10 protein-coding genes are annotated in these 13,567 nt (G+C 56.8%); 5 read left to right on the top strand and 5 right to left on the bottom strand.

What is annotated here, in order from left to right; genetic code table 11:
- Positions 1 to 15 precede the first annotated feature (15 nt).
- The 4 genes from BSK43_RS29135 (at position 16) to BSK43_RS29120 (ending at position 5,824) form a co-directional block, all read left to right on the top strand.
- The gene (locus BSK43_RS29135) at positions 16 to 2,136 is read left to right on the top strand and encodes a capsular polysaccharide biosynthesis protein (protein WP_077468201.1); all 2,121 of its coding nucleotides are present in this window, start codon (positions 16 to 18) and stop codon (positions 2,134 to 2,136) included.
- The gene (locus tag BSK43_RS29130; protein ID WP_077468200.1) at positions 2,133 to 3,509 is read left to right on the top strand and encodes a glycosyltransferase family 1 protein; all 1,377 of its coding nucleotides are present in this window, start codon (positions 2,133 to 2,135) and stop codon (positions 3,507 to 3,509) included. Before BSK43_RS29135 ends, BSK43_RS29130 begins: the two co-directional genes overlap by 4 nt.
- A gap of 77 nt (positions 3,510 to 3,586) precedes the next feature.
- Positions 3,587 to 4,639 carry an FkbM family methyltransferase gene (locus tag BSK43_RS29125; RefSeq protein WP_077468199.1) on the top strand — a complete coding sequence of 351 codons (1,053 nt, stop codon included), beginning with the start codon at positions 3,587 to 3,589 and terminating at the stop codon, positions 4,637 to 4,639.
- Positions 4,640 to 4,732: 93 nt separating this feature from the next.
- Positions 4,733 to 5,824 carry a DUF6270 domain-containing protein gene (locus BSK43_RS29120; RefSeq protein ID WP_077468198.1) on the top strand — a complete coding sequence of 364 codons (1,092 nt, stop codon included), beginning with the start codon at positions 4,733 to 4,735 and terminating at the stop codon, positions 5,822 to 5,824.
- Between the two features lie 31 nt (positions 5,825 to 5,855).
- Here the strand turns inward: BSK43_RS29120 and BSK43_RS29115 are convergent, their stop codons facing one another.
- Positions 5,856 to 6,656, bottom strand: coding sequence for an ABC transporter permease (locus BSK43_RS29115; protein WP_281406672.1), 801 nt, complete (start codon positions 6,654 to 6,656; stop codon positions 5,856 to 5,858).
- Between the two features lie 173 nt (positions 6,657 to 6,829).
- Between BSK43_RS29115 and BSK43_RS29110 the strand changes: the two genes are divergently transcribed.
- Positions 6,830 to 8,041, top strand: coding sequence for a capsule biosynthesis protein (locus BSK43_RS29110; protein ID WP_077468196.1), 1,212 nt, complete (start codon positions 6,830 to 6,832; stop codon positions 8,039 to 8,041).
- A 42-nt stretch (positions 8,042 to 8,083) separates the two neighbouring features.
- On the opposite strand, the gene BSK43_RS29105 is transcribed toward BSK43_RS29110, so the two are convergent.
- The 4 genes from BSK43_RS29105 to BSK43_RS29090 form a co-directional block, all read right to left on the bottom strand.
- Positions 8,084 to 8,920 (bottom strand): tetratricopeptide repeat protein, encoded by an 837-nt coding sequence (locus tag BSK43_RS29105; protein WP_077468195.1) that lies wholly within the window; start codon positions 8,918 to 8,920, stop codon positions 8,084 to 8,086.
- The gene (locus tag BSK43_RS29100) at positions 8,917 to 9,660 is read right to left on the bottom strand and encodes a hypothetical protein (RefSeq protein WP_246662721.1); all 744 of its coding nucleotides are present in this window, start codon (positions 9,658 to 9,660) and stop codon (positions 8,917 to 8,919) included. Before BSK43_RS29100 ends, BSK43_RS29105 begins: the two co-directional genes overlap by 4 nt.
- Before the next feature lie 211 nt (positions 9,661 to 9,871).
- The gene (locus tag BSK43_RS29095) at positions 9,872 to 12,190 is read right to left on the bottom strand and encodes a glycosyltransferase (RefSeq protein ID WP_077468193.1); all 2,319 of its coding nucleotides are present in this window, start codon (positions 12,188 to 12,190) and stop codon (positions 9,872 to 9,874) included.
- A gap of 162 nt (positions 12,191 to 12,352) precedes the next feature.
- The gene (locus BSK43_RS29090) at positions 12,353 to 13,537 is read right to left on the bottom strand and encodes a Hint domain-containing protein (RefSeq protein WP_077468192.1); all 1,185 of its coding nucleotides are present in this window, start codon (positions 13,535 to 13,537) and stop codon (positions 12,353 to 12,355) included.
- Between the last annotated feature and the right edge of the window lie 30 nt (positions 13,538 to 13,567).

Below are 13,567 nucleotides of genomic sequence, written 5' to 3'. Positions count from 1 at the left end.
GAATTGGGGGGATTTATGTATTCTGATTTGACGATTTCTTCCCAGGCGATGCCGCCCTCATCCGCGGATCGACAGGCACGTGCGTCCTGGTTGCCTCCCGCCAATTCACGGCTGCTCGCATTTCTTTCGACCCGTCAGCATTTTCCGCTGATCGGTGCTGCGATCTCTGCATCGCTGCGGCCGATCGAATTGGCTATGGGGGTCGCAGACGGTGTCGTCGGGTGGGGAGGAAGACCTCATGCTCGCCTCGCTCATTTTTATGCGCGCATTCACCGGCTTCCATTCTGGGCTGTTGGGGACGGCTTCCTGCGATCGGTCGGCGGCGATCCTTCGGCACCTTCGGTTTCCATGGTCACCGATGATCTCGGCATCCATTTCTCCGCTCATGGCCCCTCCCGCCTCGAAGCGCTAATTCAAAGCGAGCTTTGCGATAGCGACCCTGAACGCGCGCGGAACCTCCGGCAATGGATCGTCCACGAGAGGCTTTCCAAGTACAATCACTTGCCGGAAGGGGTCGTGTCGCTGCGCCGGAGCAGCCACAAACGCATATTGCTTGTCGATCAGGTGGTGGGCGATCGTTCCGTTGAAGGCGCTGGCGCCGACGCAGCCACATTCAAAAGAATGTGGAACGCTGCCCTGGCCGAGAAAAATGCCGACATCATCATCAAGAGCCATCCAGACGTGGTTGCGGGACGTGCCAGAGGTTTCCTCGCTCCGCACGCCCATGGCGGTCGGGCACAGCTTATTGATAGTGCCGTTTCTGCCCATTCGGTGCTGGACGCAGTCGACGAGGTCTGGACAGTATCGAGCCAGCTCGGGCTGGACGCACTCCTCCGGAAAATACCGGTCACCACCTTCGGCATGCCGGCCTACGCCGGGTGGGGTCTTACAGAGGATCGCGCCGAAGGTACGGTGGCGACCGCCACGCGAGCGCGTCGCAAACGGCGCGTGAACATTGACGAGTTCGCGGATGCTGCATTCCTTCAATATTCACGATACGTCGATCCGGTATCGCGTCGTTCGATCGCCGCCGAGCAGGCTGTCGATCGGCTGCTGGAATGGCGCAGCCGTGCGCAATCGCTTTCCGGCCGTTATCTTTGTGTGAATTTCTCGCTGCACAAGCGCTCGGTCATGCGGCGCTATCTGACCGGACCACGATCACAGGTTCAGTTCGCCACCAATCCGACTGCTGAGCAGATTGCAGATGCCGACACTATCGTCCTTTGGGGGAATACGCCGCCTCCGAAGGAAAGCATGCTGTTGAAACAGGGCAAGAGATTGCCGATCGTTCGGATCGAAGACGGCTTTATTCGGTCGGCGGGACTCGGCACCTCGCTAGTGCCCCCCTCCTCTCTATGCTTCGACGCCGAAGGCATTTATTTCAACGCATCCGCTCCGAGCCAACTCGAAACGATCCTGAATGAAACGAACTTCGACGCCGCTCTCCTCGAGCGCGCCAAAAGCCTTCGTCAAGCCATCGTTTCGATGGGCATCACCAAATATAACCTCCCCCCGCAACCGGCTCCTGATTACAGGGCTTTGGCCGAAAAACGTGCCATCGTTCTCGTTGCCGGGCAGGTTCCGAATGACGCCTCCTTGCGGTTCGGCATGCCGAGCCATGCATCCGACATCGAATTGTTGAGAGCCGTCCGGCGTCTCAGGCCCAATGCATTCATCCTCTACAAGCAGCATCCGGATCTCCTGGCGAAGGCAGATCAGTCAGACTTGCTGTCGCCAATAGAAGTTGCGGACCTCGTCATCGGCAATGTCGATCTGAATCAGCTCCTGAGCGTCGTTGACGAAGTTCATGTCGCAACGTCACAGATCGGCTTCGAGGCCCTGCTGCGGGAAAAGCCGGTTTGGTGTCATGGTTTGCCATTTTATGCCGGCTGGGGTCTTACGCACGACAGCGTAGTCTCGCTTCGGCGCAAACGCATGTTGAGCCTTGATGGCTTGGTTGCCGGCTCGTTGATCCTCTATCCGCGCTACTGGTCGAACATCACGAATCTGCCTTGCAGGCCCGAAGACGTCGTTGCCGAGCTTTACAACGCTCGGCTGGGCACCGCACCCAATCCGTCGCGTCGTCGATTGTTGACGCAGATCATCCACATGCTTGACACGAGAAAATCGCGATGAACCCGATTGTAATGGATATCTCGCGATTGATGGAACGGGCGCATTGCTCGACACCGACAGGCATTGACCGCTATGAGCTGCACTATGCAGATTGGCTGAACGAGCGTCGCAAACGCGTTTTGCCGAGGCATGATTCCAAACAACCGCAATCGCCCTGGTTCGTCGAAACCGGCCACCACGGGGCAATTTCCGTCGCGACCGATCGGGCCGATCGGCTGGTATCGATGCTCAACACGCGCTGGGCGTCGACCGAGGTATCCGCTTCTCAGGCAGTTCTTCTCGAACGAATATTTGCCGCCATTGACGGCAAGATCCGGTGGGAGGTATCCGCAGAACTAAAAGCTGGTGAGGCTCAGTCTCAAAGGCTTCGCAAGATCGCGCATGTCGTTGCCAATCACTTCGCCCAAGGCGTGGCGCTCCCCGGCAGCGCATCTTTCGTGCACGTATCTCACAGCCGCCTGGAGCGAACATCCGCCTTCTCCTGGCTCGGAGAGACCCGCAGGAATAGCGTCTTCTACGTCCACGATCTCATTCCTCTATCTCATCCCGAATTCGTGCGGCCCGAAGAGCCGGAACGGCATCGCCGCCGTATGGAAACGGTATTGCAGCACGCCAGCCTCATTCTGTGCAATTCGCAGGTGACGGCACGTGCCTTGCGCACCTTCGCGCAAGAAAACAACAAGAGGCTGCCCTCCATCGCCGTGCTGCCGCCGGGCGTCGAGCAATGCTTCCAGGGGGCGATCGATGATTTCGCCCTTCCCCAAAAGCCGTATTTCGTGGCGATCGGCACGATCGAGCCGCGCAAGAACCACATGTTGCTCCTTCGCCTATGGCAGCACCTGGCCGAACGCGATGGCCCCAAAGCGCCACCTTTGGTGATCGTGGGTAAGAGAGGGTGGGAAAACAGCCATATCCTGGCGATGCTGGAGCGCTGCCCCGCCCTGCCGGGGCTCGTCATCGAGGTGCCCGGCTTGGAAGATGCTGCCTTGGCAAGGCTGGTGGCCGGAGCTGCGGCTCTGCTCTCACCGTCCTTTGCGGAAGGTTATGGGATGCCGATTACCGAGGCACTCGCTCTGGGCACGCCGGTTGTCGCGTCCAACATAGCTGCGCACCGCGAGGCCGCAGCCGGTCAAGCGGCAATTTTCCTGGATCCGTCGGACGGGCTGAGCTGGCGGGCCGCGGTGGACATGATCGCCGCCGCTCGCCGACACCGAGCCAGACCAAGCTTCGCGATGGGATGGGACACGCATTTCGACGATCTGGAAGCGCTGATCGAAGCCGATTTTTCGGCACGGCGCTATGCAGCACAACGAGCGCCACAACGCATGCGGGGACTGCTATCCGGCTCAACCCTGCGGCGATCGACGACATGACGATGGAAAATAACAATACAGACGCAACAAGGGATCAGAATTTATCTGGATCGTCTGCAGGACGAAGGGGCAACAAAGTGACGAGTTTTTACGATATCGAGAATTGTTACAAGTTTATCCTTGGCCGCCCGATAAACGAGGATGAGCGCAATGCGATCGGGCAAAATTTGCTGCAGCTCACGGACATTCCGCTCGCCGAACATCGCAGGCGTTTTCTCAGCTCCAATGAATTTCACGAGCGTCACGGTGAGCTGATTTTCGACAATTTCGTACCGAGGTCGATCTTCGTGCTATTCGAAACGAGATACAATTTTAAATTGTATCTCGATCTTCGCCAATACCATATTTCATTCGGCATCATGAACGGCGAATACGAGAAGTTTGATATCGATCTCGTCAAGGCGATCCTCCCCGACAACGGTCAGTTGATCGATGTCGGCGGCAATGTCGGCTATTATTCGCTTTCCGCGGCGGCGCATCCATCCTTCAGGGGCACAGTGCTTGCCTTCGAGCCGCTGCCCAAGCTTTGGGATCTGTTCAACCGCTCCATTATGGAGAACGGTTTTGAAGATCGTGTCAGCGTTCGGCAGCTCGCGCTGGCGGATGCTCCGGGAGAACTGCAGCTCAACGATGCCGAAAACACGGTCAACGCCGGTGCGACGCGACTTGTTACGAATGCAGCAGACAACAGGGTTGGCCGGATGACGAAAGTCGAGACGCTTGATCACGTCATCGGCAATCTCAGGCCAGATGTCATGAAAGTCGATATCGAGGGTGCGGAAGGTTTGTTCCTGAAGGGCGCTCAGCGAACCATAACGGCACACAAGCCATCTCTGCTGATGGAGATCAATCGAGACATGCTTGGAGTACTCTCCAAAACCTCGCCAGGCGCAATTTATCGCCACCTTTCGGAACGTGGCTATCATATTTGGACAAGCGAACAGAAACAGCTGACGCAGATCGCAACAGCTGATGAACTCGACGAGAATTTCCCCGTCGGTGCGGTGGCGAATATTCTGGCTGTCCATGGAGATCGTACTGACGAAGTCGGCGAGCGCGTGCAACGCCTCGGGCTGACCTTGAGGCCAGCAAAAGCCAAGCGACAACGCGTGAAGGAGGCAGCTCTCTAAACAATAGTCTTTGAACAATATGGCCGTGATTTGAAGAGCTGACGCGCTTGGCGTCCGTCATGGAGACCTTATTGAGCAAGGCGGGGCAATGACATGAGTGAGATCGCGTACTACGGCTCGTGCCCGAGCGAGGAATTCGTCAAATACGCATTCCCCGATAGCAAGATCACGTTCTTCTGCTACGGAATAAACGTTGCCAGCTTCATGGATGACCGGAAAGTCACCATCAAAGCCATCGAGGCTTGGCCGGAATCGATCAAAAAACGACTGAGATTCGAGTCACGGAAAGGTTTCTGCGGCCGATTGAAGAAAGCCGCGCCAAAAACTCTCGTCATTGATTTCAGCCGGGTCACGCGCGCCTCGTTGATGCGCTACAAGAACACTCTGCTGACGGTGCCTTACGAACTCCTGGAAGCCGCACCAGATTTGCAGCGCGATGCCTTCAGCATTCTAACGGTCATTCCTTTCGGCAACCGCGAATTTTGGACCCTTGTTGTCGACGCGATGCGGAAATTCTGTGACTTCGTCATACAGGATCTGCCTGAAACCGAGGTGATCCTTCTCGATGCTCCACCCACTGCCGACTATCGCGGGGCGCTCATCGATAGCAATACATACATGGTGGATTTCTGCCGCTGGCAAATGCGCTATCCGATGTCTCGCATGCTCATCGACTATTGTTTAGAGCGCATCAAGAACAGCCGGGTGTTGGCGCCGTCGCTCCACCTCTATTCCGACGATACCGCCCTATACGGGCCTGCGCCCATGCATTATTCGGAGAATGTCTGGAAGGAAATAGCGGCGCAATTTCACGCTGACGGCGGTTTCGAGGGGTTGCCTCGCTCAAGCGATCTGGTTTCCACGCTCACCAACTACTCGGGCCTGATGGATGCCTTCACCACGAGTGCACTATCGAACCAGAACCTGCAGCGGTTCAGCCTCGATATTCTGCATGGAGCCTTGCCTTATCTTTTCGCCAGGATAAGCAATCCTGCCGAAAACCATTTTGGCGATCCAGTCGATTCACACGATGTCGTAGCGGCCTTTCGCTGGATCCTAGGGCGCGAGCCTGAGTCGGCCCTGACCTTCCTCAATCACTATGCTCTCCCCAATCGCAGGGAGTTGCGTGAAACGCTGCTACGGTCCTTCGAGTTTCAGAGTCAGGTCCCCCTCTATGCCAGATAAGGGCGCTCCCCAGGACCGGACGTTCGCTGTCCTATTCGAACTTTATATGGTTGCGCGCCTGGTTGACCAGGAAAAGGCCGATGACCGTTGTGAACAGGCACACTTTGGTGATGAAGCCAAAATCGTAAAAGGTTTCAACGGTATCGCCGAACATGCCGGCGCGAAACAGTTCGAAGCAGTGAACGGTAGGGACATAAAGCGCGAGCCTCTGCAATCCGCTTGGCAGCCAGGCCACCATGAAGAACATGCCGCCAATTGGCAGCGTGAGGTACTGGAACGGCGAAATGAATTTATCCACAAATTCAAAGCGTTCGGAGGCGGCCGCGAAGATCAGCCCTACGCCGAAGGAAAACCAGGACATGTACAGCCAGCCCGCCAAAAGCAAACCGAGATCGTGATATGGCGGTATGAAGCCCGCCAAACGGACAATCGTGTAGACTACGATCAGAGCTGCCGTCGTGCCGGCGATCTCCAAAAGCGCACGCGCAATCAATGCGTCCGCAAGACGTATCTGCCGGTGATACATCAAGGGCAAGTTCTGGCGCAGACACGAGACGGCATGTCCGCTTATGTGGCGCCAGAGCGTCAGGGGCATGTAACCGCTCAAAACAAAGCCGGCGATCGTCAACCCGTGTGCGCCATGATCGAGCAGAGTCCAGGTAAACATGACGCCGCCGGTCAGGATCATCGGCTCCAGGGCCAACCACAGAAAGCCTATGTTTTCTCGCCCGTAGCGGATCAGCATCTCACGCATGATCAACGCCCCGAGAACCCGCGCCTGGATCTTCAATCCAGTCACGAACTGCGAACGGGCATGGGAGTTGTTCGGCATCGTATTCATTCGGAGGGCTCCAGTTCCGCAGGCGACCCGTACCGGACCGCCGCTCAACGATACTGTCGAAGGCTGCCCACTCAATCTTCATTGCGTCAGTTTTGGACAGTTACCGCACCGGATTCATGCATGACGGCTTACGATCGCAGGCAATCAACAGGAAGGGTACAGACATGGCTCTTATAAACTCCGAGGCCAAGGGCAAGGAGCTCGATGGAAAGCCGGGCCGGCAGCCGTTCCGCAAAGCGATTGCGCGGTCCTTCACCACGCTTCCGAAGGCAAAGAAGCGCCGCAAAGGCACCAATCGGCTTGCCATCTACGGACTTGTGGTCATCGTACCCACTTTGATTGTCAGCGGCTATTTCGCTTTCGTCGCAGCACCGATCTATGTATCGGAAGCGTCTTTTGTCGTGCGCATGGCGGCGCCACCATCATCTAACGTCTTCGGCTCCCTGCTGCAGAACAGTGGCATAACCCGCTCGCAGGACGACACCTTCTCGGTGCAGGAATATATCCGCTCGCGACAGGCGTTGAAGGAGCTTGGAGATCGACTTCCCGTGCGGGCCATTTTCGGCAGCCCACAAGCCGACTGGCTGACGCGGTTTCCGCGATTCTGGGAAAGCAACAGCGAGGAGGAACTCTACGGCTACTATTCGGATCGAGTCTCCGTCATCCACAATGACACCACCGGCATCACCGTGCTGCGCACAACCGCCTTTCATGCACAGGACGCCGCCGATCTGAATAACACGCTGTTGACGCTCGGCGGGGATCTCCTCGACCGCTTGAACGATCGTGCGCGTGGTGATGCCGTTCGCTTCGCCGACAAAGAAGTGCAGGAGGCACAACAGCGTGTCATCGATGCCCAGAAAAATATAACGAACTTCAGAAACAAGGAGTTGATGATCGACCCGAATGCCAGTTCCCTATCGATGGTCGATCTCATTACCGGTCTGAGTGCAGAACTGGCCAATACCAGCGCTCGTCTCGCTGAAACACGCAAGACCGCGCCCGACAGCAACTCCATCCCTTTCCTGACGAGCCAGATAGCCGCACTGGAGCAGCAGATCGAGAACGAACGCTCGAAGATGGTGGGTTCCGACAGTTCCGTCGCACCTAGGATTGCTGATTACGAGAGCCTCGTTCTCATGCGGGAATTTTCCAACAAGGCACTCATGTCGGCACTGGATTCGCTGGAGGCTGCCAGGGCGGATGCACGCCGGCAACAGCTTTATCTGGAAATCCTGGTGCCGCCGCATCTGCCCGATGAGGCGGAGATGCCCTATGCGCTGAAGAACATCCTCGTGGTCTTCCTGTCGCTGAGCCTTGCTTATCTTCTGGGTTGGCTGATGGTTACCGCCATCAGAGATCATGAAAGTGGCTGAGTATGGCGTCAGCCGGGCTCACGCCATACGGCGATGCCGCCCTTAATTGGGATGCCAGAAGCAGGTATATATCTGCGCCATGCAAGTGCGAATTTCCTGTCCGGAAATCGAATCCGGAGGAGTATGGCCATAGAGATCGAATTCGGCCTCTCGTGCCCGGATATAATGGCGCAAGGCGGATTCGATATCCCGCATCGCCTTGTAAAGATGCGCTGTCTGTATCTCGACATCGATCACTGCGGCCGGATCGCGGCCTTTGGCATACTCGCGATAAACATTGTAGAGCTGCAAGGCTTCGTCGAAATCACCGGTTTCTTTGGTAACGTTCGCATAGACGGCGATCAGGTCGTCTTCACCGTTTTCGACAACCAGTTCCCGCAATTCGGCTCTCGCCTGATGCCAGCGCCTCGCCTCGACGAGTTCCATGGCTTTGCGGCGCTTGAGCTCGACATCGGTGCGCGAAAACCGCCGGCGGGCAGCCTCCGTATGTTGGGTTATCTCAGCATCATTTGGCGCAAGCGCATGGGCGCGATCGTACCATTGGAGTGCTGCTTCGAGATTGCTCATACGATTATAGAGGTGGCCGAGCTGCAGATGAATCTCGGCATCGTCGGGTTCCTCTTCGAGGAAATGCCTGTAGGCTTCGAGGGCCGCTTCGTAATCGCCACTTTCCTTGTAGGCATGCCCGAGCTGCACGAACAACCCGAGCCGACCAGGCTGCTGCTCTACTGCCTGCGCGTAATAATAGGCGGCAGTCGCCCAATCCTGTCGATCTCGCGCTGCATCGGCCTCGGCCAGAAGATTTACGGGCGCCTTATTTTCTGTCGCCGCCTGGCCGACGCGAAGAAGCGTTGATGCAAATCGTAGCTCTCGTATCATGATATTTGCCGCATGGAGATATTGCGGGGACGCAACCAGGAATCTTCCGGGCTGCGTTCGTGAATGCGAATTCGCAACTCGAGGAAGCGATGCTCCCGCTTGATGGCAACGCACACCGTCCCCGAAAAGGAACCAACCAGCGTCATGGCCTGAAGTACATCAAGGCCTGAATTGGCGACGATTTCGATATCCAGTTTTGCTGTCTGCGGCTGGATGAGATCGAGATCGAGCAGCCAGTCTCCATCTGCGAAACTGCGTTTCGGACCTGTCAGCAGCCAGCCGGGCTGGACGCTCCAATTGCCGTCATTGATTTGCAAAGGCTGGCGCATGAGGTCGGGACCGATCATCCAGCCAATATTCTCGACCTCGCGCACGAAGACGACCATCGCCTGTCCGTCTGTGTTGACCAGCAGTCCGGAGGGAGTGATGCTTGCATTCGAGAAATCGGCAGTTTCCCGCACCTCGTTTTCGCTGTCGGGCAGCAATGTATCCCAGTAAGCGGTTTGGCCATCCCGGCGGGCGATGGCGACGATTCTCTTTACGACTGTGGTGCGGGTAAGAACGCGCCGCCTGAGATCGAATTCCAATTCCAGCCGTTCGGCCGAGGTCGGATCTCTGCCGCAGATTCGCGAAAAGGCGAAACGCAGGAAGGCACTATCATCCTCACGCGCGAAACGAACGAAATTCTCCACCATGGCGAATTGATCGGGCTCTCGTCGAAGTGCCTGCACGCTGGACAAACTACTCACCGGAGATGGCACTGGACGACGCGCCTTTAGCGCGTCAACTATCCGCAACCGGTTGGTACCGTTACGAATGGCATTTGCCAGTGAAAGGCGATCGTCAGAAGTGAGATCACTCTCCGTCAGATCCAACGCCCTCGCCCACGCATCGATGAAGGATTCGGCCGGCAATGAAAATACGTCTTTCGGAGGCACGCTCAAAGGCTGCCTATGCAACTCGGCGACGGTCAATATTGCCCCCTAACATTTTTTCGATTGCGGTGACGTAGCGTGCCGCAGTCCGCGGATATGAATACCAATGCGCTGCCTGGCTGCGATCCCGATCCAGCATCGTCAGGAGGGAAGGATTTTGCGCAAGGCTCAGCAGCGCCTCGGCGATGCATTCGATCTCCGAGCTTTTCACCACATGGCTGAACGGCCACAAATCCCGCAGCACCGGTGAGCGAGAGCATAACAGGGGACGGTTGACACTCATCGCGATGCGAGCCGCTCCTGTCGCCGTCTCGGTTGAATGGCCATACAGGAACGAAAGCAGGTCGCAGGTCATGAGTTCACGCCGCAGCTCCCCTTCGGGAACGAAGTCGAAACGCGCTGTGACCTTGTCCGATATTCCCAGATAGTCGATCAGATTTTCGACCATCGCCCGTGTTGCGCGCGACTCGTCGTTCGGCACGATGCAGTTGAATAGTTTCAATCGCAGTCTCGGCTCGTAGTTCAGCGCCTCGGCAAAGGCCAACACCAGCCGATCGATGTTCTTGTGCGGCATCAGGAAGCCAAAAGAGCCGATGGTAAAGCGCGATGGGTCCGGCTTCGACGCCTCCTCCGGCTCGCGAAGCACACCATGCGGAATGACGACCGGATTTGGGTGACCGGCAGCAGAAAGAGCGGCTGCGTCTTCTGCCGAATGCACAAAGACCACGTCGAATGCACGGGTCCAGCTCAAAACGCCGCCCCGCAGAGCCTCCTTGACGCTATGCATGGTCAAGACGCGCAATCGATGGCCGGTCGCCGCCAATGGCTGCACCAGCAACTCCATATCAGGCGTAGAAAAGAACCCTGGATGATGCTGCATCCACAGGACATCCGCCCGCCCCTGCTCCAGCCTCCCGGCAAGGCGCTTCAGAGACGCAAGATCATAGCCCCACAATCTCGACATGCTGCGCGGCGTCGCCTCCACACGGTCCGAAGAAGCCTCCGGCAAATCGTCGTTCATGATCCGCCGGGCGAAGATATGATCAATCCTGTCCTGGAAAGCAGGCGTGCTGTAGAGGTGTTGCGAATAGGTGGCAATGCCGCACTGCTGCTGCCAGGACGAAATGAGATCAAGCGACCAATCGCGCCGCGGTTCAGCTGCGACGGGAGCGGGTTTGGCGAGAGCGGCGAGCGTTCGCAGTGCAACGGAACGCCAGCTGAAATGGGCCGTGAGCAGCCTCTTGGCCCTCTCGCCTCGAAGGCGGGCTTCCTCAGGATGATCGAGGACTGCGCGCATCTGCAAGCCGAGATGCTCTACCGAAGGCTCCGCCCAGAGACTGTGGGAGCCCGCCACATGAGCCTGCGAGGCAGACATGTGATAATCAACGAGCCAAGCGGTATCGGGGCGGCAAAAATCGATCTGGCCGCTATAATTCGTCGTCACCACTGGGATATCGAGCAACATGGCCTCCGCCAGGGGCAGACCGAAACCTTCGCCCCGGCTGGGTGCCACCAACATCGCCGCGGACTTGTAGAGCGCGCGAAGCTGAGCAGGCTCATAATGCTCTTCAATGATGATGATGGGTGGCGCATCGGCGAGCCTGTCCCTTTTTTCCTCAAGCACTGATGCCAATATGTTGTTCGGATTAGGAAAGGTCTTGATCACCAGTTCGACCAGCTCACCTGCCCTGAAACTGCGCAGAAACGCTTCGATCAGAACATCGATACCCTTCCGCGCAAAGCACGAAGATACATGCAGGATGCGTCGACGCCCGCTGTCCGATTGGGCTGCGGGCAGGTCTCCAAAAGCGGCGGACAGATGATCGCAACCGTTTCCGGTGATTTCCACCGGGATTGTGATGCCGGATCGCTCGAAACTGTCGTGGACGAAATTCGAGATAACCGTAATGAGATCGAGATCGCTATTGAACCGATCCACCAGATATTGCGGGAATTCGAGTTCTTCCCAGGCGAACGCGACATAGGCATTGGTGCGACCGACCATATTGTGGGTTGCCGGCGGCCATGTATTGCGCAGATGGATATCGAAGCTGCCTTTGGATGGATAGTCATCACGCATGCGGCGCGTGATGTCGGTGGCAGCCGACAGGTTGGTGTCGCTCTGCCAATCATTCTCCGCCGTATAGCAGGTGAGTTTGATGCCCAGGTCGATCAGCGCCTGCGCGAGATGGCGATTGACGATCGCTAGGCTGTAATCGCCTTTGAACACGCCGTCGAAGAAGACCGTTTTGCCGGAGAATCTTTTCAGTAAAGATCGCTCCTCAGTCTGTCCGACATTGAGCGAATAGGGCGAAACGATATCATCTGAACGCATTCAGTTCTCCCAAGCCCTGGAGACAAACAGACAGGCGCTATGCTGCATTTGCAGATGCTTCTGGAGCATAAGAAAATTCAAATGAGGAAACGCCGCCTACATCATTCTTTTCATGGAGCGGACGGCCGAAGCCGCCCGCCCTGCTGTTATTCCTACGTTTCGTTAGGAAGCCTTGGCTTCCTCAACGACATAGCCCAGTTCCCGTGCGCGATCATCGAGCGTCAGGCGTGCGGCTTCCAGCACCGAGCCTGCGTAAACCGGCGGGTAGCACCAATCGTTCCAGGTGCGTGTACCGGTTACCGGACCAAAACGCAGAACACCGGGCTCGAGGAACGATAGGCGTCCACCGAGATCAAGATAGGTTTCGGTCTGAGCACCTTCCGCCAGGATGATGCTGTGTTGGTCCAGTTCGATATGGTAGTATTCGAACGGCGCCAGCGTCGCTTCCTGCGTGATCGTCGTCTCGTTGACGAGGAATTTTGCAGGAATCAATGACTCCTCAAGGAACATGCAATGATCAGGAGACACGAACAGATCGCGTGCCGGAATATTCTCGGCAATAGCGCCGGCCTGGATGCGGATCGGTAACGTTTCCCGCGGCTTGTCGATCGCCTTGGGATCGATCATACGACGGCCGACCCACTTGATTTCTGCGACACCTTTGTGTGTGACCACCAGATCGCCGACGCGCAGATCCTCGACTGGTACATCTCCTTCCGGCGTCCTGATCAGTGTACCCCGCATGAAGCAGCTCGTGAATGTCAGCGTATCCGTTGCCGCATCATAAGTGTAGGTGACGCCCGCCGGTATCGTATAGGAGCCCAGCGGGCTGAGAATACCCAATGCGCCATAGAAGGTTACGGTATTTCCGGACTGCTGGACGGAAGCGGAGCCCGCCACTTCAATCCTGTCGCCCGATTGAACGTTTGTGACGTTGGGTGGCGTCGAAATGTTCAAGTTGATGCCGCCGGGATTGTAGACGAAGAGGCCGCTGCCGTTTGCGGTAGCAAAGTCAACGGTAACGCCATTCAACAGGCCGACGTTGAGAGCACTCGCGTCGACCGTAATGCTGGAGCCAGCACCGATGCCATAAGTGTATGTCGATCCTGCACCGACGCTTGCAAGGCCGGCATTGATCGTTACGTTCGCACCATTGATTGCTTCAATTGTAGTGTTTGAAGCCGCACCGATGCCAACGATATTACTGATGTCGGCATTGACGCCGTCGACGACCACGGTGCCGCTGGCAACCAGGTTGAGCTGGATCGTGTCTCCTGGGTTGCCGACGTTACTACTGTTGATAGTAGTTGTCCCATTGTTGATTAGGTTAATGCCAATCAAAGCCATACGATTATCCTCTCTCTGTTTAGACTAATC

This window comes from Rhizobium sp. P44RR-XXIV (genome assembly GCF_001999485.2).
Taxonomy (GTDB): domain Bacteria; phylum Pseudomonadota; class Alphaproteobacteria; order Rhizobiales; family Rhizobiaceae; genus Rhizobium.
The sequence above is the reverse complement of the archived record's forward strand: the minus strand, read 5'-3'. Positions and strand labels throughout refer to the sequence as shown.